The organism is Shinella sp. (assembly GCF_052438155.1).
Taxonomy (GTDB): domain Bacteria; phylum Pseudomonadota; class Alphaproteobacteria; order Rhizobiales; family Rhizobiaceae; genus Shinella.
Genome location: NZ_JBQVPI010000015.1, coordinates 74,583 through 101,432, shown reverse-complemented (window position 1 = coordinate 101,432; position 26,850 = coordinate 74,583). Strand labels below are relative to the sequence as shown.

The following is a 26,850-nucleotide window of genomic DNA, read 5'->3' as shown; positions in this document are numbered from 1 at the left end:
CAATATAGCACTTGCTATAAACATGCTATAGTGCTCTTCTTTATTGAGATTGCTAATTGGAGTGAGCTCTAAAATGCTGAAGTGGGCACAGACGGCCTTGAGTAGACGAAGCCTGCTCGGTGGCGGGGTGGCCGCGCTCGGCGCGACGAGCATCTGCACCAGCACCACGACGGCCCAGGACGCCCATTCGGGCGAGCACGGCGCTGCCGCATCCGCTGTGAAAAACGGGGGTGTCGCGCCGGCTCACAAATCAGCACATGGCGCGATGATCACCGTCGGGAACGTGGACAATGCCCGCAACGGCTTCGATCCGACGAGCATGCTCACCGACTGGCATACGGGCGAGTTGAGCGATCTGCCGGACGGACGCAAGCTGCGCAGCTTCGAAATCACCGTCGAGGAAAAGGAAATCGAGATCGCGCCGGGCGTCATGTTTCCAGCCTGGACCTATAACGGCCGTGTCCCCGGCCCCGCCCTTCGGGCGACCGAGGGCGAGCGCCTGAGTATCAAGCTCATCAACAACGGCTCGCACCCTCATTCACTGCATTTCCACGGCATTCATTCCGCCCGAATGGACGGCGTGCCCGGCGCGGGCGTCATCGGCCCCGGTGAAGAGTTCGTCTACGAGTTCACCGCCAAGCCCTTTGGCTGCCATCTCTACCACTGCCATGCCCTGCCGCTTGCCCGCCACATCCACAAAGGCATGTACGGCCTCTTCGTGATCGATCCCGATCCGGCTCGTCACCCCGATCATCTCGAGGTCGCTAAGTCGAGGCTCCTCGGGTCTCCGGAAAATGCACGATGGCAGGAAATGGCAATGGTCATGAACGCCTTCGACACGAATTTTGATGGCGAGAACGAGTTCTATGCCTGCAACACGATTGCCCATTGCTACGCGAAGGAACCGATCAAGGTCGTCAAGGGACGGCCGGTCCGCATCTATCTCGTCAACATCGTCGAATTTGACCCAATCAACTCGTTCCACCTGCATGCCAACTTCTTCGACTACTACGATCAGGGAACAACGCTGACGCCGACACTCAAGACGGTCGATCTCATCGTGCAGTGCCAGGCACAACGCGGCATCCTCGAGTTCACCTTCGAGGAACACGAGCCGGGGCTTTACATGTTCCACGCGCATCAGTCGGAATTCACCGAACTTGGCTGGATGGGTATGTTCGACGTTGTGGAGGCCCTGTCATGATCCACGAAAAGATCAACGCTGCTGCTCCAACCTCCGGCTTGTCCCGCTATCTCTGGCTGCTGTTGCCTGTCGCGGTTCTCGCGGCGGCGATCGTCTGGCTGCTCCAGACAAACCCACTGCAAGGCTTCAGCAACGGCGCACCGCCCGTCGAGAACCTGACGATCGAGCGCACGATCCTCGATCACGACGGCCTGCGACTGCTTGTCCGTGCTGGCGGGTCGGACCCTATGAAGGTCGCCCAGGTTCAGGTGGATGCCGCCTACTGGGAATTCAAACAGGAGCCGCAAGGCACGATCGCCCGCGGTGATACGGCCTGGATCAGCCTCCCCTTCCCCTGGGTTTTGGGCGAAACCCACCACGTAACCTTCGTCACCAACACGGGCGCGACGTTCGACCACGAGATCGCCGTCGCCGTGCCGACCCCCGTCGCCACCTCCGGCAGTCTCTGGTCACAGGCCATTCTCGGAGCCTTTGTCGGCATCCTGCCCGTTGCAATCGGCCTGATGTGCTATCCAGCCCTTCGTGGCGCAGGCCAGGGAACGATGGCGTTTCTCCTTGCCCTGACCGTGGGGCTGCTTGCGTTCCTGCTGGTCGACACGGTCGTCGAAGCGCTGGAGTTCGCCGGTACGTCAGCACCGATCTTCCAGGGGAGCGTCATGGTCGTTCTGACGGCCGCGGCCAGCTTCCTCATCCTGATGGCGATCGGCCGCCGACGCGGCACCCCGACGGGACTGGCGCTGGCGACCTTCATCGCACTTGGCATCGGACTGCATAATTTCGGCGAAGGCCTGGCGATCGGCGCGGCGTTCGCAGCGGGTAGCGCGGGACTGGGTACCTTTCTCGTCCTCGGCTTCACCCTGCACAACATCACCGAGGGCATCGGGATCGCCGCACCCGTTCTCAAGGAAAAGCCGAGCTTGCTTTCCTTTGTGGGACTTGCCCTGCTTGCGGGCGGCCCGGCGGTGCTGGGAATCTGGACGGGCAGCCTCGCCTACGCACCACAGTGGACCGCGATCGCCCTTGCCATTGGCGCTGGCGCAATCGCTCAGGTGATTGTCGAGGTCTGCGGCCTCATGAGCCGCTCGAACGGCCAGGGCATCAGGGCATTGCTGACACCTGCGTCCTTCGGCGGCTTGGCAACAGGTGTCGCCTTCATGTACGCGACTGCCATGCTCGTCAAAATCTGACGTCCCGCCACAGGCCTCAGCAGGCTATCAGTTTTGGGACGCGCCTCGGCATGGGGAGATTGTCAAACAATCATGGTCGGCAGGCTGACGGCGGGCGAAAGACTTCCCGCCAGCTTGATGTCCGCACCGTACGGCAGGACGAGAGTGGGGATAAGAAGTTCTCCCCCGGCGACGACTCCAGCCACATCTGGGCCGTCCCGGTCAACAAGGATCGACCTACGTCGCCGTCATGACCGAAGATCAGCACGACGGCGATCACGACGAGAAGCGCGGCAATGACCTTGTACAGGGTCTCGGACTTCAGCCGTGTTGCCCAACCCGCGCCGACCCAGGCTCCCAAAAGACTTCCGGCCAACAGATTGACGACGACCGCGTCAGCCGGTTTGCTCCGAAAAGCGACGCCGGTCGGACGCAGGCGACCCTCGAGTGATGACACTCTCCGCTTCAAACTCGCAGCGCATCGACAACGACTTTGAACGCAGGGGAATGCTGACGTTTGCTCGGGTAGTAGAGATAGTAGCCGGGAAACATCGGCGACCAGTCGTCGAGGACTTGAATCAATCGCCCAGAAGCGACCGCGCTCTCCACGAGATTCTCTGGAAGATAGGCAATCCCATAGCCATTCACAGCGGCATCGATCATCGCGTAGGAGGTACTGAACGTGAGCTGCCCATCGACGCGGACACGAAGTTCCTTCTCTCCGTTTTCAAACTCCCACGTATAGAGACCACCTGACCGGGACTGGCGATGGTTGATGCAGTTATGCGCGACAAGCTCTTGCGGTGAACGGGGAAACGACCGCGTTGCAAAGTACGAGGGAGACCCCACGGCCACGAGACGCCAGTCCGGCCCGACCCGGACGGCGATCATGTCCTTGTCCACGCTCTCGCCAAGTCGCACCCCGGCATCGAACCGGTCTTCGACGATGTTGCGGAAACCGTTGTCCGTGTTGAGCTCGACCTTGATGTCTGGATAGTCCTTCAGGACGGGACACAGCTTTGGCCACACGACGCTTTCCAGCGCGTGGTCGGACAAGGTTATCCTGACCGTTCCGGATGGCGTGTCCCGGATTTCCATTAGCGCGTCGATCTCGGTCTCGATCTCTTCAATCCGAGACGAGAGCGTGCGAATGAGCCTCTCGCCAGCTTCTGTCGGCGAGACGCTCCGCGTCGTGCGGGTGAGAAGCCGCAGGCCCATGCGCGCTTCGAGATGTTTGATCGTATGGCTGAGTGTCGACTGTGACGTGCCGAGCTTCGCCGCAGCCTTGGTGAAGCTGCGCTCTTCGGCGACCACCAGGAACCACAGCATGTCGTTCAGGTCTTCTCTTTTCACGCACGCCTCCGAAGGATTTATATCACAGTCCGATAAGCCCATCCAAATTGCAATGACTAATCAGGGAAGTTGGCCTGCTGTAGATTACCCTCATGACACAGCGAACACTCGCACTCGATACCGACATCAGCACCGCCCTGGTCAACGACACCCCCTCGCGGCGCGTGTCCGGAGGCGGACATGTCCCCATGACCGCAGCCTGGGGAGCGGTGTTCTCCATGGCGCTTTGCGTCGCCGTCCTGATCGCATCCGAATTCATGCCGGTCAGTTTGTTGTCACCAATCGCGACGGACCTTGGCGTCACCGAAGGCCATATGGGCCAGGCGATCTCGATCTCGGGTATTCTAGCGGTCGTCACAAGCCTGTTTGTATCGTCGGTCACGCGTCGACTGGACCGCCGTCTGGTCGTGACGTCTCTCACGCTTCTTCTGATCGTCTCCGGAACCATCGTCACGTTTGCGCCGAATTACGTGGTGCTGATGGCCGGCCGCGCCCTGCTCGGCGTCGCCATCGGTGGCTTCTGGTCGATGTCGACCGCCATCGTCATGCGCTTGGTGCCCGAAGATGCGGTCCCGAAAGGGCTGGCGATTCTGAACGCGGGCAATGCCATCGCGGCGACGATTTCCGCACCGCTGGGCAGCCTGCTCGGTTCCTATATCGGCTGGCGCAGTGCGTTCTTCGCCGTGGTGCCGCTCGCCTTGCTGGCACTCGTCTGGCAGTGGATCAGCCTGCCATCTCTTCCGCCACACCGTAACAAAGGCTCGCCAAACGTCCTGCGACTGCTGGCCCGTCCGCAGGTGGCGATCGGCATGGCTTCCGTCATGCTGTTGTTCATGGGGCAGTTCGCGCTGTTCACCTATCTGCGCCCGTTCCTCGAAACCGTGACCCAGGTCTCGATCTCGACCCTTTCCCTGCTGCTCCTCCTGATGGGGCTGGCAGGCATCATCGGCACCTACTGCGTCAGCGGCCTTCTTCAAACACGGTTGTTCAGCGTCCTGGGGTCGATCCCGCTGGTGATGGCGGCCATCGCACTGTTGTTGATTGCGTTCGGCACATCCTCCGTCATCACCGCGATCCTCCTGACCGCATGGGGCCTGTTCGGAACGGCCGCCCCGGTTGGTTGGGGAACATGGCTGAGCCGGACCATCCCCGACGATGCGGAGGCAGGAGGCGGTCTGCAGGTTGCCACCATCCAGCTTGCAATCACGTTGGGTGCGTCCCTGGGCGGCGTTCTGTTCGACGCGGCGGGCTGGTGGACCACGTTCGCCCTTGCGCCGGACTTCTGACTGGCTCGTCCGTTCTTGCCACTGTGGCGTGGCGCTACACCCGGAGCATCCGACATGGTTTCGAATTCGAAGACACTCAGCCGCCGTTCAGTTCTCGGATCGATGATTGCGGCAGCAGTTTTCCCGCCGTTGGCCCGAGGCCAGCAAGGTAGCGACCCAGCGAGCCAGGAGCCGAGCAAGGTGAAGATCAGGATGACGTTCAACGGTCAGACGATGACCGCGACCCTCTACGACAACGCTTCGGCCCGCGACTTCGCGTCGATGTTGCCGCTCGACCTCGAGATCGAAGACTACTCGACCAACGAGAAGATCACCTACCTGCCTCGCAAGCTGACCGAGGCGGAAAGCGGGCCTTTCGACAACGAGCGCCCTGGTGACCTTTGCTATTTTTCCCCGTGGGGCAACCTGGCTCTATTCCACAGCGGCTATCGATACTCGTCTGGCCTGATCCGTCTTGGCCGTTTCGACGACGGCTTCGAACCCCTGCGCATGCGCGGCGAATTTCCGCTTCGTATCGAGAGGGTCTGACGATGCCCCCTCTGAGTTTGCACTCCCTCAACCCTCACCCGCGGAGATACGACGATGAACGAGAAGAATGAATCCAAAGCCAAGCTCGAAATATCCGGCACAGGTATCGACCGTCGTCATCTGCTGAAAATGAGCGGTGCCAGCATCGCAGCATTTGGCGCGATGTCCGTTCTCAACCTTCCATTCGCAAAGGCCCAAGACATGTCCAACGGCGCAAACAACTTCTACACCAGCAATCGGGTGACGCTCGAGAAAGTCACCTTCAAGACCCAGTACCAGATGAACGTCGCTGGCAATCTCTACCTTCCCAACGACCTCGACCGAAATGCAAAGACGCCGGCAATCATCGTCGGGCATCCTATGGGTGCCGTGAAGGAGCAGAGCGCCAACCTTTATGCCACGAAAATGGCCGAACAAGGCTTCGTCGCGATGTCCATCGACTTGCCGTTTTGGGGCGAAAGCGATGGCCAGCCCCGCAATCTCGTTTCTCCTGACGTCTACGCCGAAGGTTTCAGTGCCGGCGTCGACTTCCTCGGAACGCAGCCTTTCGTCGATAGGGCGCGCATCGGCGCGATCGGGATTTGTGGGAGCGGCAGCTTCGTCATCAGCGCCGCCAAGATCGATCCGCGCATGAAGGCCATCGCGACAGTCAGCATGTATGACATGGGCGCAGCCAACCGCGACGCACTCAACCACTCGCTGACCGTCGAGCAGCGGAAGGAAATCATCGCCGCGGCCGCGGACCAACGGCATGTGGAATTCGCCGGTGGCGAAGTCGAACTGACCGGCGGGACGGTACACGATCTGGAGGCGAACACCCATCCGATCCAACGCGAGTTCTACGACTTCTACCGCACGCCGAGAGGCGAATTCACCCCGGCGACCGCGACACGACACACGACTACGCATCCGACACTGACCAGCAACGTCAAGTTCATGAATTTCTATCCGTTCAATGATATCGAGACGATCTCGCCCCGGCCGATGATGTTTATCACTGGAGACCAGGCCCATTCACGCGAGTTCAGCGAAGATGCATACAAACGTGCGGCTGAGCCGAAAGAGCTCGTCTGGGTCAAGGGTGCCGGGCACGTCGATCTCTACGATCGCGTGGACCTCATCCCGTTCGACAGGCTAACGGCATTCTTCGATCAACACCTCGAGGCGTGATCCAGCACGTCTCCCTCGACAAGATGAGAAGGCCCGGACCTGCACAGTCTGGGCCTCGATCTGAGCTTCAGGACTTTTCGATCTCAACGCCGCATACTCATTTCAGGCCGAAGGTGGACGAACGCCTCGCCCGGAATCGCGCCAGAAGGAAGCCCCCGATATCATTTCCCTGGAGCCCGCTTGCCATAGCAGAATTTGCTGCTTTACTCCGCAACTCCTATAATCCGCATGGAGTTAGAAATGGAGCTGATAAATGAGAAAAGGCGACTTCAGCGACCTGGCCGTATTCATAGCAGTCGCCGAAGAGGGTAGTTTTACCCGAGCCGCCCCCAAGCTGGGGTTGTCCCAGTCCGCATTGAGCTATGCCGTCCGCACGCTGGAGGAACGCCTTAAAGTGCGGTTACTGTCACGAACGACCCGAAGCCTGTCGCTGACCGATGCCGGAGAAAAGTTGCTCAATGGCCTCAGGCCTGCCTTCGACCACATCGACAGTGAACTCGCGGCGCTCACGGCGCTTCACGACAAGCCTGCTGGATCGATCCGCATCACCACATTCCGGCATGCTGCAAAAACTGTACTATGGCCCGTTCTGTCGAAGCTTCTTCCGGACTATCCCGACATCTCCGTGGAAATCAGTTTGGAGGAAGGACTGACCGATATCGTCGCGGGGCGCTTCGATGCGGGCATCCGCCTGGGTGAGCAAGTCCAGAAAGACATGGTGGCAGTCAAGGTCAGCCCGGATTTGCGCATGGCTGTCGTCGGCTCGCCATCCTACTTTGCCAAACAAAAGGCACCGGAAACGCCCCGCGACCTCGGCGACCATCGTTGCGCCAGTTATCGCCAGACCACCGGCGGCGGCCTCTTTGCATGGGAGTTCGAGCGGGACGGTGTCGAACTCGAGGTCCGGGTCAATGGACCTCTTATTCTCAACGACGGCGAAATGCTGGAAGCCGCCGCCCTCGAGGGCCTGGCGTTGGCCTACACGTTCGAAAGCCAGGTTGTCCACCACATCGCGGAAGGACGGCTGGTGCGCGTACTGGAGGATTGGTGTCAGCCCTTCTCTGGTTATCACCTCTACTATCCGAGCAGACGCCAGCACACCCCGGCCTTCGCACTCCTGCTCGAAGCGCTCCGTTACAAAGGATAGCAGCGCCAGACCAGTGCGCTGCCCGTCTCAGCGCCATTCGCTATCCTGCGGAGCACCTCGAACGGCGAGACGGATTTATCTCTGGGCTTTCTGACTTCATGCAGATCATGCCGTCTAATCGCACGAACCGATCCTCGTTACAGTCCTCTTCATGAAAGCCGGACGGAAACGCCGCCGGGTTTCTCCTCACGCCATCCGTTTCCCCAAGAGACACGATCCGCCCGATCGTGCCGACGGAGAACCTTGGCCGATCGAAAAAGGGATATCTCACATGAAGAAACTTGTCTCCGGCACAGCCATCGCCATGGCCATGGCTTTCGGCTCGACTGGCCATGCACAAGATGCGCAGGCACCCGGCTACATGATCGCCAACTACACGATCAAGGATCAGGCCGGCTTCCAGAAGTATATGGAAGAAGCAGGCCCGCTTGCTCCGAAATTCGGCGGCAAGATCATCGTCTTCAACCTGAATGCGACGGCAGTCGAAGGCAAGCCACAGTCCGTCATGGCCATCGCCGAATTCCCGAGCGTTGCGGACGCCCATCGGTTCTACGACTCGCCGGAATATACCGCCGCAAGGAAGTTCCGGGTCGCGTCGACCGAAGGTTCAGTCGTGATCACCGAAGGCTTTGTGCCCCCCAAGCAGTGACGGCAAACGGGGTGGTCGCTGATCCCGAGAACCGCCTCGGTTTCCCGTCGAACATCAATCTCATCAAGAAGGAGCCTGAAATGGGCAACCCGAATGACAGCCCCCTGCAACACGACGGTGCCACGTCGAGCAGCCGTCGGCAGCTTTTGAAAGCCGGCGCAGCACTCGCCACCCTTCCCATAATGGCCGCCTCCACTGCCAGTGCGCAGGCCGACGACGTAAAAGTGACAACGACGATGACCGACACGAAATCAGAAGAGTTCATCAATGGTATGGCCGACCTGATGGCGCACTCGACCCGCACGCCCATTCTGCGCTGGCCGCATGAATATGGCATGGCGTTCGAGGAAATCTTCTTTCCAGCCATGGACGGCGTCACCATAGAGGGCTGGTTCATTCCCGCCGATTCAGATCGCCTGATCATTTTTAACCATCCGATGCCCTGCAATCGCTACGGATATCCAGGCCATCTTGACCCGTGGACCAATTTTGGCGGCTTCGAGGTGAATTTCCTGCCGGAATACAAGCTCCTGCATGATGCAGGCTACAACATCATCGCCTACGACATGCGCAACCACGGCCGCAGCGGCACGGGCAGTGGCGGCGTCAACGGCCACGGCGTCCTGGAATACCGCGACGTCGTCGGCTCGATGCGCTACGCCAAATCCAGACCCGACACCAAGAACATGAAAACGGCTCTCTACAGCCGGTGCCTCGGAGCCAATGCGACCATCGTCGGCATGCAGAAGCACCCTGAAGAGTTCGAGCATATCAAGGCATTAATCGCACTGCAGCCCGTCTCACCGAGCGTCTTCGTCCAGACAGCGGTGGAAAACCAGAAGATCGAAAATGGGCTGGCGCTGTTCGACACCGCGTTCCACAAGCGGACCGGATTTCATCTCGCCGACGTCTGGCCGATGGAATATGCCAAGGCGGTCACCGTGCCGACCCTCGTCGCCCAGGTCCGCGACGACTTCCTGACCAAGCCATCCAATGTCCAGGAAATCTACGACACTATCTCGTCGAAGGATAAGAAGCTGTTCTGGATCGAAGGCACGGACCAACGCTTCCAAGGATACAACCACTTCGGCCAGAACCCACAACTCGTTCTCGATTGGTTTGGCACGCACATCAGCGCCGTCTGACGGTTCTTCGACTCCCATAGGAGACACATCAGAAAGCCGCCCGGCAGCCGAGAAATCGCCGCCGGGCGTTGTCGTAGACTCACCTATTTAGAAACCTGCTTTCTAAGTACATGCAGATAATACCACCTAATCAGCACTCTCCGCGTGACCTATCTTGCCTTCAGACAACGAAGGAATGTGGCTATGAGCAACGTATGGATGATCACAGGTGCCGGGCGCGGCATGGGATTGGATTTCACAAAGGCCGCGCTAGCGGCGGGTCACAAGGTGGTTGCGACTGGTCGTGATCCCGAGAAGGTGGCCAAGGCCATCGGGCAGTCAGCAGACTTGCTTGTCGTCAAACTCGACGTGAACAAGTCCGTGGATGCCGAGCAGGCGGTGGAGTCGGCGGTCGAACGCTTTGGCCACATCGATGTGCTTGTGAACAACGCCGCGAGCTTCTTCGCCGGATATTTCGAGGAACTGACATCCGCCCAGATGGACATGCAACTGATGACGAGCCTCATCGGTCCGATGAACGTCACACGCGCCGTCCTTCCCGTCATGCGCAAACAGCGTTCTGGTAAAATCATCTCGATATCGTCGAGCGCGGGTTTCGGCGGTTTCGAGTTCGGCAGCGCCTATGCCGCTTCCAAGTTCGCTCTTGAAGGATGGATGGAGTCGGTACAGGCCGAGGTCGCACCATTCGGCATTCAGACCATGATCGTCAATCCGGGCTTCTTCCGCACCGAGCTTCTGACAGAGGAGTCGACCAATTACGCGGTCCCCTCGATCGAGGACTACGCCGAGCGGCGGGCACAACAGTTGGACTTCTGGAAGTCCTACAATGGCAAGCAATCCGGCGACCCCGCCAAGCTTGCCCAGGCTTTGCTGACGCTCACCAATTTGAACGAACTGCCAGCCCGCTTCATCGCAGGCGCGGATGCCATTGGCACCGCAGAACAGAAGATCGCGACCCTCCAGAAACAGATCGACGCCCATCGGCAACTCTCGACCTCTCTGGATTTCGACGAAGTTGCGGCCGCAGCCAACTGATTGCCCTTACGTCAGACCGTTTGAACAGGAGAAGACCATGTCCGCGACAGATGAACCAACCCGATCGAACGCAGAAAGCCGTTCGATACTGAACCGCCGAGACTTCCTGACAACTGCCGCGCTCGTGGGCGCAGCATTGCCCCTTGGGTCAATGGGCTGGGCTGCAACATCGGAGCAGGCCAAGGAAACCCATATGAAAACCCGCAACCTCGGAACGCTTGAAGTCTCGGAAATCGGCGCGGGTGCCATGAGCATCAGCACCAATTATGGCCCTCCGGCGGACATCGCCCAAGGCGTCAAGACGCTGCGCACGGCGCATGACAGCGGAGTAACCTTCTTCGACACCGCCGAAGTCTACGGTCCGTACACCAGTGAAGAACTTGTCGGCGAAGCACTTGCGCCCATCCGCGACCAGGTGAGGATCGCGACCAAATTCGGTTTTGCCATCGACGGCACAATCGGGCTGAACAGCCGGCCGGAACGCATCAAGCGGGTCGCCGAGGCCTCATTGCAGCGCCTCAAGACGGATCGTATCGATCTATTCTACCAGCATCGCGTCGATCCGAACGTGCCGATCGAAGACGTTGCAGGTGCGGTCAAGGACCTGATCCAGGAAGGCAAGGTCCTGCATTTCGGCCTCTCCGAACCGAGCGCGAAGACGATCCGGCTCGCGCACGCTGTTCAGGCAATCACCGCCGTGCAGACCGAATATTCCATGTTGGAAAGAAGCCCGGAAACCAATGGCGTGCTCGCTGCCTGCGAGGAACTTGGCATCGGCTTCGTTCCGTGGGGTCCCGTGGGAATGGGATACCTCACCGGGAAGATGGACGGCACCACGAAGCTGGACCCGAAGACCGACCTCCGCACGACCTTCGAGCGGTTCAGCCGCGAAAACCTCGCAGCGAACATGCCGATCATCGACTTCCTGAAGGAGTACGCCGGGACAAGGGGCGCGACGCCGTCGCAGATCGCACTTGCATGGCTGCTTGCCCGGAAGCCATTCATCGTTCCGATCCCGGGCACGCGCAACGTCGATCACCTCAACGAGAACCTTGGCGCGCTCCGCGTGGAACTAACGCCTGCGGACCTCATCGAGATCGACGCGGTCCTTTCCAAGATCACGGTACATGGCGGTCGCATGAACAAGATGCAGATGGAACTGGTCGACGTCTCTGCCTAGCCGCAGGACGTTTGTCATGATGGGCACCCCACGCGGTGCCCAGCCGAACCTTGCCGGCCTCTAGCCGGGGCTTGGCCGAAAACCAATGCACCGAGAATGGCTCCTCATGCTCTTTCCGCGCATAATCTCCCTCATCGCGGTCACCGTCGCGATCCTTCTTCTGCTTGGGCTCGGAGCGAGGGCGGACACCAATCACGCCACAATGATGCGCTTCCCCGGGCTCACGAACTCGTCGGACTCCTTCTGCCACCTCCGTCGCTCTTCGTATGCCGCGGCCCTGATGTTCTTCGTCGAATTCCCAGCCATTCCATCCCCCGTTGTCCCTGAGCGCTGTGAACACAACCGGAGGGTTCAGTGCAAGATTCTCGTCGGCCGATTTGTGCCGGTCGGAATCCGCTCCCAACATGACAGGAGACACCAACAGAGGAAGAGATTGATGTCTGGAAAGAAAGACAAATTCGGGAGGTCTCCATCCGTCCGCGCGAAGATGGTCAGCAGACTATCGATCGGGTGAAGGCCGCCCGTCGGCAGGAGGTTCTCCTGGCCACCCGCGAAGAGCGCATGAAGGCATGGGCCGAGGCTCAGGCCGTCCTGGCAGTCAGCCAGTCCGTCGCCGCCAGCGTGCTGAGCGACCTCGCGGACATCAGGGAAAGGGTGTCGGCATGACCAACCAGTTCACGGTGAAAATCCAGTCCCGGTTCGGCATCTACGACAATGTCCAGCTCGTCCATCATTTGCCCGAACTGCGAGCGCGCCTGTCAGGCGAGCAGCGGCCTCTGCGATCTTCTCAGGTATTCCCCTCGCACCTTGACCACGATGCTTTGTGCCGTTTCGAAGAGTACCGCCGTGATGGAGACGACAGCAATACGCCATTAGCGGTCATAGCGTTCCGTCAGACGCTGGCGGTCTTCCATCCCTCTTGCTCTGACCGTGCCGAATAAACTCAGAGTGTAATGCGTGAGCGTGGCGTACAACCCGACGATCGACGCGTAGTTTATGAAAAAGCCAAGCGTGTTCTCGTTGAAATCCCACATATCGAGCGAGTAGGCCAGCATCAGTTTGGCCCAGAAGGCCATCTCCAAGGAGCTTTTCATACCCCAGATCGCGATGGCAAACGCTACCGCCCTGAGGGCTATGGTGCGCGGGGCACTCGGCGAGGCAAGGCCCAAGGCTGACCGGATCGTGTTCATAACAACGGCCCAGCGTGTCCCCAGATGGATCGCGACGATGAACAACGTCCAGAATCCAGCGAACATGTGGATTTCGCGGACCGCAAACGCGCCATCCAATGCCATGAATTCGAACAGTCTCGGGAGATCAGCAAACTCGTTGCGAGCATGACGAGCATCGCAATCGCCAGGCAGATGATCGTGACGATGTTGAACACCCGGACAGCGTCGCGTCTGCCTTTTGGAACGTTGCCGTACCATCGCCTGTTGAAGACGTTGTGGCCGATCACCAGAGCAAACAGCGCCGTGCCGAAAACTTCATGGAACAGATTGTCGAGCCACCAATAGGCCAGGCACGCGATGATCAGCGCGACTGCCAAGAAATCAAGAACGATGCGAAGTCGGAATACGGCCATCACTCCGACACTCCCGAACTAAGCACGAGCGAACTCATCATTCGAATTCGAACCGGCGCATTTCGTTAAATGTATACAGGAAGTCCCTGTCTGCGCGTGATGTGTGACACCGCTGACAGCGCGCGGTGTTCTCGTCCATGTTTATAGTTCCATCCGGCTTGAACCATTGGAACTGCCAGTCGGCAGTACGACGGGTCTCGTCGTAGTCCTGCCCCCAGCCTTCCCCCTTCTCCATGATGAAGTAGCGGAAGACCTTGCCGTCGCGGTAATCGACGAGCGCGACATGGGTGCCGTTCGGGATCGGATCGCCCCTTTTCACCGCCTCGATAGCCTCGCGGGTCGTCATGATATGTTCGGTGACGTCTCCACGCGTGACTGTCGTGTAGTGGACGAGCTTGTCGATGTCGGGCATCGTCGCTCGTGTCGGCTCCGCATGCACCTGCATGCCTATCAGAAAGACGCTGCCAGCGACGAAGGCGGCAGCGCCGAGCGTTCTCAGGACATTACTCACCGTCGCCTCCGCTATTCTGGCCGTATTGTTCGTCGGTCACGTGCTCCATCCACTCAACGGTCTTGCCGTCCAGGGATTCGGCGACTGCGATGTGCGACATGCCGTCTTCAGACGTAGCCCCATGCCAGTGCTTGACGCCCGGCGGTATCCAGACGACGTCGCTAGGTCCGATCTCCTGAATGTCGCCCTCCCAATGCTGGACCAGTCCCGATCCCTCCGTGACGATGAGCGTCTGGCCCAGCGGGTGGGTATGCCACGCCGTGCGGGCGGCGGCCTCGAATGACACGAGTCCTCCCCCTACTCGGGCTGGCGATGAGGCCTGGAAACGGGATTGCACTTTGACGGAACCGGTGAAGTGTTCCGGCGCGCCGGCTGTTGCCACCTGCGAACTCGCCCGCGTTACGGAGACTTCGCGCTCCGGTTCGGCAAAAGCTGTTGTGGCACCGAGAGCCACGGCGGCGGTGATGAGAGACTTCATTTTCATGGCCTACTTCTCCGCGAAAACGTCCTTGGCGATTGCAATCGCCGACACCGCGCTCGGCCAGCCCGAATAAAAGGCCATGTGGGTGATCGTCTCCACGAGCTGTTCTTCGGTCAGCCCATTGCTCTTGGCGCGGACGAGATGCGACCTGAGCTGATCGGGTCGATTGAGTGCGATGAGCGCGCTGACGGTTACCAGGCTACGGTCGCGCTGGGAGAGTTGTGGCCGTTCCCAGACGTCGGTATAGAGGACGTCGTCTGTCAGTTCCGCGAGCTTGGGCGCGATATCACCCATCAGTTGCTGGGTCCGCGACTTCGCGGATTCAAGATTTGAGGCTGGTTCCTGTGCCATGGTGGCCTCCACTCCGGCTCCAAAGACGATGGCGGCGCAAAGCATTCCCGACATGCGATTCTTCAAGTTTGTTTCCTCTTGGTGTTCGGCCGTGGCGATCTGCCGACGGTTTTGACTGGCGGCGCAATGCGCACCCTTTGGATATGGGCGTTACGCGGTAGCGAGGTGACGATCGAAGAACGGCTTCAGTCTGGACAAAGCCGCCTCGACATATTCGGGAACCCAGTAGGTCTCGATGTGCTTCGCACCCTCGATCTTGAAGAGTTCCTTGTCCTTGGTGCCGGTGGCCTTGGGGAAGGCATCCTTGGTCATGTAGAGGGTGTCGGCTTCGCTGCCCGCGATCATCAGGAGCGGCACATCGATCAAGGCGAGCTCGTCCGTCGCGTCCCAGCGCATCAGGTCCATCAGGCTGCTCGTCGTGTATCTGAAGGTCGATCCGGGATGCGCATGGGTGCGCCAGTAATAGCGGTAACCCTGCCGATAGAGATCGAACGGAAGGGCATCGATCTGTGCATCCGTCAGATTGGCATCTCCGGAATAGAGGACCTCGCCGCCGGACGCTTCCTGGGCGCGGGCCGCGGAGGCCTGCTGCAGGCGCTGCTGGATCGTGTCCACTTGGCTATCCTGGAAGCCGTTGCGACGGACTCGTCCGGAGTTGAACAGGCTGAGCGTCGCTACCGCCTTGAAGCGTTTGTCGGTCTTGGCCGTCGCCAGCGAATAGCCACCGCCGCCGCAGATGCCAAAGAGACCGAGACGCGCTGTGTCGACACCCGGGAAACCGCTGATGAAATCCGCCATTCCGTGGATGTCCTCGATACGGTACTGCGGCTTGTCGGTGCTGCGCGGCTCGCCGCCACTTCCGCCCTGATAGGCAGCGTCAGCCGTGATCGTGATGAAGCCGCGTTCTGCCAGACGCTGGGCATAAAGTCCCGTTGTCTGCTCCTTCACGCCGCCGTTCGGATGCGCCAGCACGATCGTGGGATATTTCCTCGCGGGATCGTAGTCGGCAGGGGTATAGACGTTGGCAACGATGTCGAGGGCGTTGAGCTTGTATTTCACCGAATGGATGTTCACCTTGCCCGGCTCGTTCCTGGTGATCGCACCGTCATAGACGAGGGTGAACGGGTTCTGCTTGTAGTCGGCGGCGACGGCTTTGGTCGTCATGGTTGGCACTCCTAATATTGCACCGGAGATGACGAGTGCGGACGCTCCCAGGAACTCGCGTCGGCTCCTGTTGATGACTTCGTTCGCCATTTTGAGGCTCCTCAATCTTTAGAATTCCGCGCACAGCGGTCTTCCCGTCGAGCACGCGGGTGGGTCAGTCGAGCTTCTTTTCCGCAAGGAATTTGGAGACCTGGTCGGCGATCTCGACATTGTTCAGGTCTGACATCAGGAAGTGAGTGCCACCCTTGATGCCGACGTCTGGGAGATGGACGAGCGTGGCGTCGCCACCGTGCTTGTTGACGGCATCGACCCAGAGCTTCGCCATCGCGAGACGAACCCGCCAGTTGTCCTGCCCGCGCTCCGTCGTCGGCTCAACCGGGAAGTTGTCGCCGTAATAGATCACGATCGGCAGGCGAGTCAGCTTCTCGAAATCGGCGACCGGCACCGCCTCGCCCTTGAGCGTGCCGGCGGCGCTCGGCATGTCGGCGGGGACTTCGCCTTCAGGGAAGATGAAGCCGCTTCCCGGTTCAAGCGCCACGATGGCTTTGACGTTCGGGTTCTTGATCGCCGTCAGCCATCCTGGACCGCCTGCCTGCGAATGGGTGAACAGAATGCTAGGCCCGGTCTTATCGAACAACGCCGACATGGCATCGGAGATAACCGTCGCGTCGTAGGGACCCGTATTGGGCGTTACGGAACGGAAGAACTGGTCGAGTGCCTCCGGGTCACGCGAGAACTGGACGTTGTCGTAATAGTCTGGCCACTTGCCAAGACGGAACTGGTCGAAGAACAGCTGGTCGTATGGCGTCGGTTCGATCGTCGTCGCCACGGTGCTGTTGCCCGCACGGCCGCGGCGGGGCTGGTCGACGAGATATGTGGAGAACCCCCGGCGCAGGAAGATGTTCTGGAAACCCTCGCGGCCGTCGGGTGTCGTCTCCCAGCTCCGCGCCGACTGGTAGGCTCCGTGAAGCATTACGATCGGCAAGGGCTTCGGATTCGAAGGAAGCTGATAAGAGACGTAGGCGTGGTCCCCGTGGAGCGATTGACCTTCCGCCGTCGGCGCGTTGTTGTTGTATGTGCCCGCCGTCTTGGAAACAGCGCCGCCAACGGCGAAGCTTCCTTGCTCCTGGATCACGAGCGGCGCGGATTTCGAAGATGTCTGTGCGAACGCCGCACTTGCAATGACTGTCGAGAATGCGATGGCGGATAGAGTTCTGACGATGGCGCGGTGCATATCAATCTCACAACGTTAAGCTGGAAGAAGGGTACGCGGCCCCAACCTAGTTGATTAGCCACCTATTCTTGATTGAAGATATTAGCGTGCCTTATTAATCACATTCAGTTGATCACAACATCATCCGCGGTATCGCAGTGCATCGAGTACGAGCGCAAACGCGGGCGAAGCGTGTCGGCGATTGGGGTAGTAAAGATGGTAGCCAGGGAATGGCTCGCACCAGTCTTCGAGAACCCGGACCAACTCCCCCCGTGCGATGCAGTCCGCGACCTGGTCCTCCGGCATGTAAGCAAGGCCAAGACCACGTTTGACGGCATCAAGGCGCATGGCGATGTTGTTGAACACAAGCTGGCCCTCCACCCTGACCTTGATTTCATGACCATCCTTCTCGAACTCCCATGCAAAGATGTTGCCGTGAGTAGGCATCCTAATCTGGATACAGTTGTGTCTGGTGAGGTCCTCGGGCACCTCGGGCCAAAGGTTCTGCCGAAAGTAGGACGGTGCGCCCACCACAGCCATGCGCATCTCGGGGCCGATCTTGACCGCGATCATATCCTTCGCGACCTGCTCGCCTAGACGCACGCCCGCGTCGTAGCGTTCCGCCACGATATCCGTCAGACCGTAGTCGACCGTGATCTCCACGTTCACGTCGGGATTGTCAGGAAGGAACTTGTCCAGCGCCGGGGCCAGAACGGAGATCGCGGCGTGTTCGCCTGCCGTGATACGCACTGTCCCAGCTGGCTTGTCCCGCATCTCGGTGAGTGCCGCCAACTCCGCCTGGATTTCCTCGAACCTTGGACCGGCCGTCTGCAGAAGACGATCGCCCGCAGCCGTCGGCGAGACGCGTCTCGTCGTCCTCGTCAGAAGCCGAAGTCCGAGTCTCTCCTCAAGACCGCGAACAGTCTGGCTGAGCGCTGACTGCGAGACGCCGAGTTTAACGGCCGCCTTCGTAAAGCTTTCCTCACGCGCCACCATAACGAAAGCGACAAGCTCGTTAAAATTCTCCTGCTTCATTCATTAGGCGCCCTTATAGCTTCATCTCGATTACTGCCCCTAATCCAAATGGTCGGCAAGGGATATCTTGTCCACATAGGAACCGCGGCCATGCCGAGGAGGACGGCCTCGCCAAGCGCAGATCGGACGATGCAATGCCAGAAAAACACCAGACGACCGCTCCAGTCCATAAGACGGCGATCCTCGCGATCATTCTGATCAGCTACGTGATGATCGTCCTCGACATCTCGGTCGTGTTGACTGGACTGCCAAAAATCCATCACGAACTCGGGTTCACGGATGCCGGTCTGGCATGGGTACAGAGCGCCTACACGCTGACCTTCGGGGGCTTCCTCCTTCTCGGCGCTCGCGCTGGCGATATCTTCGGCCGCCGCCGGATGTTTATCGCCGGCATGGCGATCTTCACGTTTGCCTCCGTTGCGATCGGGGCTTCGCAGTCTTCCACGTGGATGCTTTCCTGGCGTGCGATCCAAGGACTAGGCTCAGCGATCCTCGCGCCATCGGCGCTGGCCCTGCTGCAGACCAACTTCGACGAGGGCGAAGAACGCGTCCGCGCCGTGTCGCTCTACAGCGCCGCGGCTGGCGTCTCGGCCACGTTCGGCCTGATCGTGGGCGGCCTTCTAGCGGACTGGCTCTCCTGGCGCATCGGCTTTCTGATCAACCTTCCCATCGGGATCGCGATGGCTCTTGTAGCACGGGTCTACATTCCCGAGACGGACAAACAGCCCGGAACCTTCGACATTCCCGGTGCAGTCACATCGACGCTGGGCATGAGTGCGCTGGTCTACGGCTTCATCCGCTCCGCGCAGGCCGGATGGGACGAGCTCACCATCGCCACCCTGGTCGTCGCCGTCATTCTCCTCGCTGCCTTCGTGCAGATCGAACGTCGGGCGAAGCAACCTATCCTTCCGCTACGCTTGTTCTCGGACATCGAACGGTCCGGGGCCTACGCGGCAAGAGTTCTCTACCTCGGCGCGATGGCCGGCTTCTTCTTCTTCACGACGCTGTACCTCCAGGAAGTCGCGGGCTTCCGTCCCGCCGTGACGGGCCTCGCCTTCGTTCCCGCGACGATGTTGCATGTCCCGATCGCGATCCTCGTTCCCAGGCTCATCCGACGTTTCGGCCGCAACACGGTCCTCATCGTCGGAATGGTCACAGGCGTCGTCGCCATGGGCTGGTTGAGCCGCGCGGGCGTCGGCTCGGATTACTGGACCGCCGTCGCTTTACCCATGCTCTTGATCGGCATCAGCCAGGGACTGACCCTTAGTCCTCTTACGTCGTCCGGCGTCGTCCGGGTCACCCGGAGCGACGCAGGTGCCGCCTCCGGTGCGGTCAACGTGGCCCACCAGATGGGAAGCTCGGTCGGCCTCGGAGTTCTGATTGCGGTCGCAGCCGTTGGCACGGCCGGCCTCTCAGGAACCGACCTGACCGCATATCGCGTTTCCCATGCATTGGACGCCGGAACGGTCATGCTGCTGCTGACATTGATGATCGCCCTCGTAACCATCGTGCCAGCCGCCCTGCGGCTGGAAAGAAACCACGAAGAACCCGTGCCTGTGAAGGGCGCGGCGTAATCAAGGAGAACTGACCATGAGAACCAGAAAACTCGGAAAGCTCGAAGTCTCAGCCCTCGGCCTCGGCTGCATGGGCATGAGCTCGGCCTATGGGCCTGCGGCCGACAAGGCCGATATGATCAAGCTGATGCGCTTCGCCCATGACCGGGGCGTCACGCTGTTCGACACCGCCGAAGCGTACGGCCCCTTCGTCAACGAGGAACTTGTCGGCGAGGCGCTGGCCCCGATCCGCGACAAGGTGGTCATCGCCACCAAGTTCGGCTTCGACATCGACCTGGAAACCGGCGAGCGCCGCGGTGGCACCAACAGCCGTCCGGAGCATATCAAAGCCGTTGCGGAGGCCTCCCTCAAACGGCTGAAAACCGACTGCATCGACCTCTTCTACCAGCACCGCGTCGACCCGGCCGTTCCGATCGAGGATGTCGCGGGTGCCGTGAAGGACCTGATCGCCGCGGGTAAGGTCAAGCATTTCGGCCTCTCCGAAGCGGGTGTCGGCACGATCCGCAAGGCACATGCTGTCCAGCCCGTTGCGGCGGTCCAAAGCGAGTATTCACTGTTCTGGCGCGGCCCTGAAATCGAACTGCTGCCTGCGCTCGAAGAACTCGGGATCGGCTTCGTGCCGTTCAGCCCGCTCGGCGCTGGTTTTCTGACGGGCAAGATCGACGAGAACACCGCGTTCGACCCCACGGATTTCCGCAACGCAGTTCCGCGCTTCAGTCCGGAAGCACGCAAGGCGAACTTCGCGCTGGTCGATGCGATCACTGTCATCGCCGAGAACAAGCAGTCGACGCCCGCCCAGGTCGCGCTGGCATGGTTGCTGGCCCAGAAACCCTGGATAGTCCCGATTCCCGGCACGACGAAGCAGCACCGCCTTGAGGAAAATCTCGGCAGCGCCGACATCGAACTGACCCCGAGCGACATCGTGGAGATCGACGCGATCCTCGCAAAATTCGACGTCGTCGGCGAACGGCTCCCTGAAGCGGCGTTGAAGATGACTGGCCTCTGACATGGACGGCGTGTTGACATCCCGTTTCGAGTTCGATGCCATAGGCACATCCTGGGAGATCGACACACCTGCGCCGCTCAGCGCGGAGACCGAGGGGCATATCCTCGATCTCGTCGGATGCTTCGACAGCGTCTATTCGCGGTTCCGCGAAGACTCGATCGTGTCAAGGATCGCTGCGGCAGTGGACGGCGGAACCTTCAGCTTTCCGCCTGACGCGGTCGCCATGTTCGACCTCTACGACCAACTTCATGCGGCGAGCGATGGAGTCGTCGATCCGCTCGTTGGCCGCGATCTCGAACTCCTGGGATACGACCGACACTATTCGCTGACTCAGCATTTCCCATCCACACGACCTCTCTACTTGGTCTTTGGCTTTCCAGGCGCGGTCCACCGCCGATGACGTTGCTTGAACCAGCTCAGGTCCGGCACTTCGTAGGCCTTCGGAGGGACGATCTCCTGTTTAGGCAACTGATACTCGCTCTCACGCGCCTTTCCGCATATCGCCTTCAGTTTCCCTAGAAAGAGGGAAACATCGCCGAAATAGTTCGGGAAAGCAGACACGATCGATGCAGCCTCTTTCGCATCGACAAGGACGGCGCTGTTCTCCCCTAATCCAGATTCCTCCATTGCCATCTCTTCGTGTTGCAATGCCAGTGCGCCCACTGAAGGATCGGAATACCCTCAACGCTAACGGTATGGTTGACGTTGTCGTAGCGGATCAGAAATACCCTTGCGTCGCCCGACAGGATGTATGAGGCAATGTATCGCGTGGTCGAGCGATGGTTCTCCAGTACGTCCATCGCCCTGATGGTGTTGTTGCCGTCCCGGATTTCGTCGAGGCGCTGTCGCCTCCCTGACGCCACACGGTCGAACTCGCAGCCCTCCTCGAACGAAAATTCGTCTGACATCAGGCGGAAGAAGCGGAGCCACTCGGCGCTACCCTTTCCCGACTTCAACTCCTCGAGTCTGGTCTGACCCACAACCTCGACGGCGGTGGCCCAAGAATGCTGGAGCTTCGTTCTGATTTGAAGCTCGACCCGACGTCCACGGTACATCGCCCGATCTGCATCGCCGTCGAATCTGAAAATGACGTGGTGGCTACGGTATCCGTCAGGTTTCGCCTTATCGACGTAGTTCTTGTGGGTACGGACTTCGTGCGGCATGCGCTGGCATTCGGCCACCAAGGCGTTGACGCCGTTAATGTCGTCCATAATCGCACGACATCCGCCGAGGTCCTGCATCTGGTCTAGCTTACCTGGATGCCTTCTCAGCTTTCCACGGATCGAAGACATCCTCTTCGCCCGCGCGACCACGTCACCCGAAAGTTTCAGGTGGCGCATCCGGTGTGCAATAGAAAGACGAATTCTCTTCATCGGCAGAACATGACTGTCACGCCAACTATTCGCAACGGAGAAGACCCGACGAACCTCGTCGTCGTAGTCATCCCAAGGAATAACGTCTTTCAAACGTTGTCCGGCCCTGGCGACATCGTGCATGTTGTATTCGTAAACCGGATAACTTGACACCGTCTGTCACCGTGAATCGGATTTTGTTCACGCAGACAATAGTAGAATTCGCAACCACTTTATAACTCGACTTCCGCCCACCCCCGTTGACTGAAGCCATTCTCTGCCGGCGAAATTTTCTCGCCAGATATCCAGGTCAAAATATCCCTTGAGCGCCGATTGGGCGCACTGGGGAGACATGACCATGATCGAGATGCCGAGGCCATTCCTGACCCGTGCTGACCTTCTTCCGAGCAGGGTCTACAAGCAGGGGGCGTTGTCCTTGGAGGTAGATCGAGCGCAACGCATCCGCCGTCACGCTTTTCGCCGCATCCCAATCAGGGACGGCTACATTCACGAGGCTGATGTGAAGGAACAGTCCAGCATCATCAAAGCGGAGTGGACGGCAGACCCGCCACAGTATCGGAGCCGACCTGGAATCGGATCACGTCGTCTGGCCCGGATATAGTCAGGGCGTCATGTTCATGGGGCGATACCATGAACGCTTACCTGCTGGCTGGCGCGATGACCCGTGGAAGTGCGCGACGCAATCTGACTGACGGCCCCCAATGGAGGGCGTCTTCACGTATACCATCACCGCGTAACAGGTGGCGGTCTGCCGTATCGGTGAGTTCTTTGGATTATTTTAGGGTTTGCTTCTAACCCTTGCCTCGCGGGGCTTGCCGATGGTCGGAGTGGAGAGATTCGAACTCCCGACCCTCTGGTCCCAAACCAGATGCGCTACCAGACTGCGCTACACTCCGTCCGTCCCGGCGATGGGGAGATACACGCATCTGTCTTGTGCCGCAACAGCAAAAGGCAGCTTTCTCACGGTTATTACAGGGAAACTGTTTCTCAGGGGAAGAGTCTCGCGAAAGCCCTACTTCGCCTTGCGCTGGGATTCGATGAGGTCGCTCTGCACGCGGCTGCCAGCGTGAATTCCGAGGCGCTTCACGGTGCCGCCGTTCAGTTCCAGCACGTAATCGATCGGTCCCTGCGAATCGATGATCGATTCGGACAACGGCTCGGCATTTTCCTTGATGGCGCGCACCTTGCCGTCCTTGGCGAGGAACAGCATGTCGAGTGGCAGGTAGGTGTTCTTCATCCACATGAAGACCTGCCGCGTTTCGCCGAAAGCGAAGAGCATGCCGTGGTCCGCAGCCATGTCCCGGCGATTCATCAACCCCTGCTCGCGCTGGCGCGGCGTCACGGCAAGTTCCACCGTAAAAGCATGGCTCTTGCCGTCCTTGGTGATAATCGCCAGGGGCTGCTTGTCAAAGGTCTCGGCCGCGTAAGCCGCGGGAAGTAGGCATAAAAACAATGCCAGCAGGGCGCCCGTCAGGCGCGCCAAACCAGAAGCGCGCGCAGGAACTGCCATCAGTGTGCCATGTTACCGGGAGCCGGATTGTCTGGATGGATTTCGGCAGCCATCAGGCCCTTGTCGCCATCGCCGAAGCGCACGAGAACGACCTGCCCCGGGCGTAGCTCGGTAAGACCGAAGCGGCGCAGCGTCTCCATATGGATGAAAATGTCTTCCGTGCCCTCGCCGCGCGTCAAAAAGCCAAAACCTTTGGTGCGGTTGAACCACTTGACCAGGACGCGCTCCAGTCCGCTCGACGGCGTGACCTGCACATGCGTCCTTACCGGCGGCATCTGCGAGGGATGCACAGCTGTCGACTGGTCCATGGAAAGGATGCGGAAGGCCTGATAGCCGCGATCACGCTGATGGATCAGCGCCACGACGCGCGTTCCTTCGAGAACCGTCTGATAGCCATCGCGACGGAGGCAGGTGACGTGCACCAGCACGTCCTGCATGCCATTGTCAGGAACGATGAAACCGAACCCCTTGGCGACGTCGAACCACTTGATGACACCGGTGATCTCGATCAGATCGACAGCGTCATTGCTCTGGTCATCACGGCCTGTGATTTCCTTTGAAGACATTCTGTCCACCATGACCTACCAGCCCCTCGTTTACGCGTCACATGAGTTACGGTTAACTGATTCTTGATAACAAGAATAACATTGTCCCGATGCGAATGCGCAAGCCCCTTTGAAAGTTTTGCCGGTCGTATTGGTAGGCCGCGAGGCTTGCCTCAGGCTGACAAAACCCTAATCTTCCGAGCGATTCCACATTCTAAGGATATTCCAATGCGTTATCTCCATACGATGGTCCGCGTGAAAGACGTCGATCAGTCCCTGCATTTCTACTGCACCCTGTTCGGTCTCGTGGAAGTGCGCCGCTATGAGAATGAAAAGGGCCGGTTTACCCTGATCTTCCTGGCCGCTCCCGAGGATGTCGATACCGCGCGCGAAAACGCCGCTCCCTGCCTCGAACTCACCTATAACTGGGATACCGAGGACTATGCCGGCGGGCGCAATTTCGGCCACCTCGCCTACGAGGTCGACGATATCTATGCGATCTGCCAGAATCTGATGGACAACGGCGTCACCATCAACCGCCCGCCGCGCGACGGTCACATGGCCTTCGTGCGCTCGCCGGATGGCGTTTCCATCGAAATCCTGCAGAAGGGCGAAAATCTAGCGCCCGCAGAACCCTGGGCCTCCATGGGCAATACCGGCGCCTGGTAAACCAAAACGGGACGCAAGCTCCGGGCAAAGCTTGCGTCCTATATACCTGCATGACGAGACCATTGTTTCGCCGTATTTGACCGGGACTTTCTTGCCGTTCCGGTCAATCGCCAGTGAGAGGGTGCTTCGGCCGATTGCGAGCCGGATGTATTCCGTTCTGCGTTTTACGGCTTCACGCGCGTCGGCCTTTACACATTCGGCCGAAACGCTAACATCGCGGCAACCGCAGCCTGGCCATCCGGCTTTTCTCGATTGCGGTTGCGACTGTTTGAAGACATGGCCCGACCGGCGGCAAGACCGAGGGCACGAACGTCGAATGCGGGGGAAAGCCTTTGCAAGATTTGCAGGGAAAGTGGCCAGGCCTGAAGGCGCTGCGGTATGGATTGCTGCTGGCCGTTTCGGTTGCCACGCTTTCGGGCTGCGTTTCCGCGGCTTCCACGGATATGCGCGCCGATAACAAGGCCACGCAGGAAAGCGAAGATTCCGTCGCCGAAGGCAGCACGGAAGAGACCACCACGCCGGTCGTTACCGCTGGTGCAACTGGCGGGGCAGCGCAGGATGCATCCGTCACGGCCGATGCCGGAACGACGGGGCAGCAGACAACGGGCGAAGCCGGCAGCGACATGGCAGGCCTCGTCATGCAGCCCACGTCGCTCAACGCCGGCAAGGTCAGCATCTATTCCAATGGCAACCAGGCGACCCCCACAAGCAACGCCTATGCGACGCAAACGTCCGGCACAAATGGCGCCGTCAACAGCCTCTATGCCAATTCGGGTGCGGCGCAGACTGCCGATCAGTCCGGGCGATTGCCGGTAGAAGACATGCCGGCGGTCGATTCGACCACACAGCAGCCGGTCGCCACCCTTGGCGATGAAAAGGCCGAAGTCGTGCTGCCGGAAACCGTGCCGATCCCGAAGACGGCACGCACGGCGCTCGTCGCGGAAGCTGCGGCCGGCAATGCCGCAGACCTCGCGCTTGCAACACCGGCGGACGATGGCGCTGTCGCCGCCCTGCCGGAAACGGAGACACAGACCAAGGTTCAGCCGCGCAAAACCTTGACGCTCGCCTCCCTCTTCACCAACAAGCGTGAAGCCAAGGAGCAGTTCGACGGCGAACGTTTTGCCGTGCAGCCGCGCCGCGTGATCAGCCGCGACAGCGCGAACGCCACGCAGAAGGCCTCGCTCGGCACGCTTCCGGGCGTTACCACTGCCCATGCCCTGTTCTCGACGGATCACTCGGAATCCGAAGAGGTCGAGAATGACGCACCGCAGTTCAAGGAAGTGGCCTCGCTTGCCGGCCTTGCGCGCCTCGCGCCAAATGGCCTGTGGCTGCAGACCGAAAAGGTACAGACCGGCTGTTTCAAGCCGGAACTGCTGCAGGTGCTGAAGACGATCGAGAAGCATTATGACAAGCCGATCATCGTCACCTCCGGCCTGCGCGACCTGAAGCGCAACCGTGCCAAGCAGTCGCTGCACACACGGTGCGAGGCGGCGGATATCCAGATCGCCGGCGTCAGCAAATGGGAACTTGCGGAATATCTGCGCACCATGCCCGGCCGCGGCGGCGTCGGCACCTATTGCCATACCGAATCCGTACATATCGACGTCGGTACGGAACGTGACTGGAACTGGCGCTGCCGTCGGCGCAAATAGATTTTGCACCCTAAAACGCATCGCGATCTTTCAGATTCGCTCCTGACGCTTTAGCTCCTTGATTTTTCGCATGTCGTTGCCGCAAAACCGCTGCACACTTTTACGCGACATGCTTTAAGCACCTGCTATCCATGTGTTTTCACGCATTCCAAGCCGTCCCGAGATCACACTCGAGGCGGCTTTTCATTTTTTTGTCACAACGGCTTTTTCCCGCTTGCGGAAGGCAAAACCTCCTTCTATAAGACGCCCACCGCACGCGCCCTTCGTCTATCGGTTAGGACGTCAGATTTTCATTCTGAAAAGAGGGGTTCGACTCCC

General features: G+C 59.7%; 28 protein-coding genes, 1 tRNA gene and 2 pseudogenes. 15 read left to right on the top strand and 16 right to left on the bottom strand.

What is annotated here, in order from left to right:
- Nucleotides 1-73: 73 nt before the first annotated feature.
- Both ACT6VE_RS23425 and ACT6VE_RS23420 read left to right on the top strand, forming a co-directional pair.
- Nucleotides 74-1,204 (top strand): multicopper oxidase domain-containing protein, encoded by a 1,131-nt coding sequence (locus tag ACT6VE_RS23425; RefSeq protein ID WP_444800777.1) that lies wholly within the window; start codon nt 74-76, stop codon nt 1,202-1,204.
- Nucleotides 1,201-2,391 carry a ZIP family metal transporter gene (locus ACT6VE_RS23420; RefSeq protein WP_444800776.1) on the top strand — a complete coding sequence of 397 codons (1,191 nt, stop codon included), beginning with the start codon at nt 1,201-1,203 and terminating at the stop codon, nt 2,389-2,391. Before ACT6VE_RS23425 ends, ACT6VE_RS23420 begins: the two co-directional genes overlap by 4 nt.
- 65 nt (nt 2,392-2,456) lie before the next feature.
- On the opposite strand, the pseudogene ACT6VE_RS23415 reads toward ACT6VE_RS23420, so the two are convergent.
- Both ACT6VE_RS23415 and ACT6VE_RS23410 read right to left on the bottom strand, forming a co-directional pair.
- Nucleotides 2,457-2,761: pseudogene (locus ACT6VE_RS23415) on the bottom strand (sulfite exporter TauE/SafE family protein); the annotation flags it as partial.
- Nucleotides 2,762-2,835: 74 nt separating this feature from the next.
- Nucleotides 2,836-3,723: a LysR family transcriptional regulator gene (locus ACT6VE_RS23410; protein WP_444800775.1), complete on the bottom strand. Its 888-nt coding sequence runs from the start codon at nt 3,721-3,723 to the stop codon at nt 2,836-2,838.
- A 188-nt stretch (nt 3,724-3,911) separates the two neighbouring features.
- Between ACT6VE_RS23410 and ACT6VE_RS23405 the strand changes: the two are divergent.
- The 8 genes and pseudogenes from ACT6VE_RS23405 to ACT6VE_RS23370 all read left to right on the top strand — a co-directional run bounded on the left by ACT6VE_RS23405 (nt 3,912) and on the right by ACT6VE_RS23370 (nt 11,863).
- Nucleotides 3,912-5,161: pseudogene (locus ACT6VE_RS23405) on the top strand (MFS transporter).
- Entirely contained in the window at nt 5,064-5,537 is a 474-nt protein-coding gene (locus ACT6VE_RS23400) for a cyclophilin-like fold protein (RefSeq protein ID WP_444800774.1), read from the top strand. The pseudogene ACT6VE_RS23405 and the gene ACT6VE_RS23400 overlap by 98 nt, the downstream one beginning before the upstream one ends.
- A gap of 54 nt (nt 5,538-5,591) precedes the next feature.
- A complete protein-coding gene (locus ACT6VE_RS23395; protein ID WP_444800773.1) occupies nt 5,592-6,707 on the top strand; it encodes an alpha/beta hydrolase in 1,116 nt (371 codons plus the stop codon).
- 253 nt (nt 6,708-6,960) lie between these two features.
- Nucleotides 6,961-7,854 (top strand): LysR family transcriptional regulator, encoded by an 894-nt coding sequence (locus ACT6VE_RS23390; protein ID WP_444800772.1) that lies wholly within the window; start codon nt 6,961-6,963, stop codon nt 7,852-7,854.
- Between the two features lie 271 nt (nt 7,855-8,125).
- Nucleotides 8,126-8,503: a DUF1330 domain-containing protein gene (locus ACT6VE_RS23385; protein ID WP_444800771.1), complete on the top strand. Its 378-nt coding sequence runs from the start codon at nt 8,126-8,128 to the stop codon at nt 8,501-8,503.
- Nucleotides 8,504-8,583: 80 nt separating this feature from the next.
- Nucleotides 8,584-9,648, top strand: a complete 1,065-nt coding sequence (locus tag ACT6VE_RS23380; RefSeq protein WP_444800770.1) for an alpha/beta hydrolase family protein — start codon at nt 8,584-8,586, stop codon at nt 9,646-9,648.
- Between the two features lie 183 nt (nt 9,649-9,831).
- Nucleotides 9,832-10,683 (top strand): SDR family NAD(P)-dependent oxidoreductase, encoded by an 852-nt coding sequence (locus tag ACT6VE_RS23375; protein WP_444800769.1) that lies wholly within the window; start codon nt 9,832-9,834, stop codon nt 10,681-10,683.
- A gap of 37 nt (nt 10,684-10,720) precedes the next feature.
- Nucleotides 10,721-11,863 (top strand): aldo/keto reductase, encoded by a 1,143-nt coding sequence (locus ACT6VE_RS23370; RefSeq protein ID WP_444800768.1) that lies wholly within the window; start codon nt 10,721-10,723, stop codon nt 11,861-11,863.
- A 581-nt stretch (nt 11,864-12,444) separates the two neighbouring features.
- Here the strand turns inward: ACT6VE_RS23370 and ACT6VE_RS23365 are convergent.
- The 9 genes from ACT6VE_RS23365 to ACT6VE_RS23325 all read right to left on the bottom strand — a co-directional run bounded on the left by ACT6VE_RS23365 (nt 12,445) and on the right by ACT6VE_RS23325 (nt 18,203).
- Nucleotides 12,445-12,594: a hypothetical protein gene (locus ACT6VE_RS23365; protein ID WP_444800767.1), complete on the bottom strand. Its 150-nt coding sequence runs from the start codon at nt 12,592-12,594 to the stop codon at nt 12,445-12,447.
- A 141-nt stretch (nt 12,595-12,735) separates the two neighbouring features.
- A complete protein-coding gene (locus ACT6VE_RS23360; RefSeq protein ID WP_444800766.1) occupies nt 12,736-13,053 on the bottom strand; it encodes a hypothetical protein in 318 nt (105 codons plus the stop codon).
- Nucleotides 13,050-13,448, bottom strand: coding sequence for a hypothetical protein (locus ACT6VE_RS23355; RefSeq protein WP_444800765.1), 399 nt, complete (start codon nt 13,446-13,448; stop codon nt 13,050-13,052). Before ACT6VE_RS23355 ends, ACT6VE_RS23360 begins: the two co-directional genes overlap by 4 nt.
- 37 nt (nt 13,449-13,485) lie before the next feature.
- Entirely contained in the window at nt 13,486-13,893 is a 408-nt protein-coding gene (locus ACT6VE_RS23350; protein WP_444800823.1) for a cytochrome P460 family protein, read from the bottom strand.
- Between the two features lie 58 nt (nt 13,894-13,951).
- Nucleotides 13,952-14,443: a (R)-mandelonitrile lyase gene (locus tag ACT6VE_RS23345; protein ID WP_444800764.1), complete on the bottom strand. Its 492-nt coding sequence runs from the start codon at nt 14,441-14,443 to the stop codon at nt 13,952-13,954.
- A 3-nt stretch (nt 14,444-14,446) separates the two neighbouring features.
- Nucleotides 14,447-14,857 carry a carboxymuconolactone decarboxylase family protein gene (locus ACT6VE_RS23340; protein WP_444800763.1) on the bottom strand — a complete coding sequence of 137 codons (411 nt, stop codon included), beginning with the start codon at nt 14,855-14,857 and terminating at the stop codon, nt 14,447-14,449.
- An 84-nt stretch (nt 14,858-14,941) separates the two neighbouring features.
- Nucleotides 14,942-15,955, bottom strand: coding sequence for an alpha/beta hydrolase (locus ACT6VE_RS23335; RefSeq protein WP_444800762.1), 1,014 nt, complete (start codon nt 15,953-15,955; stop codon nt 14,942-14,944).
- 154 nt (nt 15,956-16,109) lie between these two features.
- Nucleotides 16,110-17,189, bottom strand: a complete 1,080-nt coding sequence (locus tag ACT6VE_RS23330) for an alpha/beta hydrolase (protein WP_444800761.1) — start codon at nt 17,187-17,189, stop codon at nt 16,110-16,112.
- A gap of 120 nt (nt 17,190-17,309) precedes the next feature.
- Nucleotides 17,310-18,203 carry a LysR family transcriptional regulator gene (locus ACT6VE_RS23325; protein WP_444800760.1) on the bottom strand — a complete coding sequence of 298 codons (894 nt, stop codon included), beginning with the start codon at nt 18,201-18,203 and terminating at the stop codon, nt 17,310-17,312.
- 134 nt (nt 18,204-18,337) lie between these two features.
- Between ACT6VE_RS23325 and ACT6VE_RS23320 the strand changes: the two genes are divergently transcribed.
- Genes ACT6VE_RS23320 through ACT6VE_RS23310 form a run of 3 tightly spaced genes read left to right on the top strand, consistent with a single transcriptional unit; the run spans nt 18,338 to nt 21,183 of the window.
- Nucleotides 18,338-19,777 carry an MFS transporter gene (locus ACT6VE_RS23320; RefSeq protein ID WP_444800759.1) on the top strand — a complete coding sequence of 480 codons (1,440 nt, stop codon included), beginning with the start codon at nt 18,338-18,340 and terminating at the stop codon, nt 19,775-19,777.
- A gap of 16 nt (nt 19,778-19,793) precedes the next feature.
- A complete protein-coding gene (locus ACT6VE_RS23315; RefSeq protein ID WP_444800758.1) occupies nt 19,794-20,783 on the top strand; it encodes an aldo/keto reductase in 990 nt (329 codons plus the stop codon).
- Nucleotide 20,784: 1 nt separating this feature from the next.
- On the top strand, nt 20,785-21,183 hold the full coding sequence (locus tag ACT6VE_RS23310) for an FAD:protein FMN transferase (protein WP_444800757.1): 399 nt from the start codon (nt 20,785-20,787) through the stop codon (nt 21,181-21,183).
- On the opposite strand, the gene ACT6VE_RS23305 is transcribed toward ACT6VE_RS23310, so the two are convergent.
- From ACT6VE_RS23305 to ACT6VE_RS23285, 5 genes are all read right to left on the bottom strand, one after another.
- The gene (locus ACT6VE_RS23305) at nt 21,141-21,410 is read right to left on the bottom strand and encodes a hypothetical protein (protein WP_444800756.1); all 270 of its coding nucleotides are present in this window, start codon (nt 21,408-21,410) and stop codon (nt 21,141-21,143) included. The genes ACT6VE_RS23310 and ACT6VE_RS23305 overlap by 43 nt on opposite strands.
- On the bottom strand, nt 21,392-22,279 hold the full coding sequence (locus ACT6VE_RS23300) for a RelA/SpoT domain-containing protein (protein WP_444800755.1): 888 nt from the start codon (nt 22,277-22,279) through the stop codon (nt 21,392-21,394). Before ACT6VE_RS23300 ends, ACT6VE_RS23305 begins: the two co-directional genes overlap by 19 nt.
- Nucleotides 22,280-22,975: 696 nt before the next feature.
- Nucleotides 22,976-23,052: transfer RNA gene (locus tag ACT6VE_RS23295), tRNA-Pro, on the bottom strand.
- 116 nt (nt 23,053-23,168) lie between these two features.
- The gene (locus tag ACT6VE_RS23290) at nt 23,169-23,666 is read right to left on the bottom strand and encodes a DUF192 domain-containing protein (protein WP_444800754.1); all 498 of its coding nucleotides are present in this window, start codon (nt 23,664-23,666) and stop codon (nt 23,169-23,171) included.
- Nucleotides 23,666-24,244, bottom strand: coding sequence for a cold-shock protein (locus ACT6VE_RS23285; protein ID WP_444800753.1), 579 nt, complete (start codon nt 24,242-24,244; stop codon nt 23,666-23,668). Before ACT6VE_RS23285 ends, ACT6VE_RS23290 begins: the two co-directional genes overlap by 1 nt.
- Nucleotides 24,245-24,439: 195 nt before the next feature.
- Here ACT6VE_RS23285 and gloA point away from each other — a divergent pair, with 195 nt between their 5' ends.
- Entirely contained in the window at nt 24,440-24,880 is a 441-nt protein-coding gene (gloA, locus tag ACT6VE_RS23280) for a lactoylglutathione lyase (protein ID WP_444800752.1), read from the top strand.
- A 332-nt stretch (nt 24,881-25,212) separates the two neighbouring features.
- Nucleotides 25,213-26,532 carry a YcbK family protein gene (locus tag ACT6VE_RS23275; RefSeq protein WP_444800751.1) on the top strand — a complete coding sequence of 440 codons (1,320 nt, stop codon included), beginning with the start codon at nt 25,213-25,215 and terminating at the stop codon, nt 26,530-26,532.
- Nucleotides 26,533-26,850 lie beyond the last annotated feature (318 nt).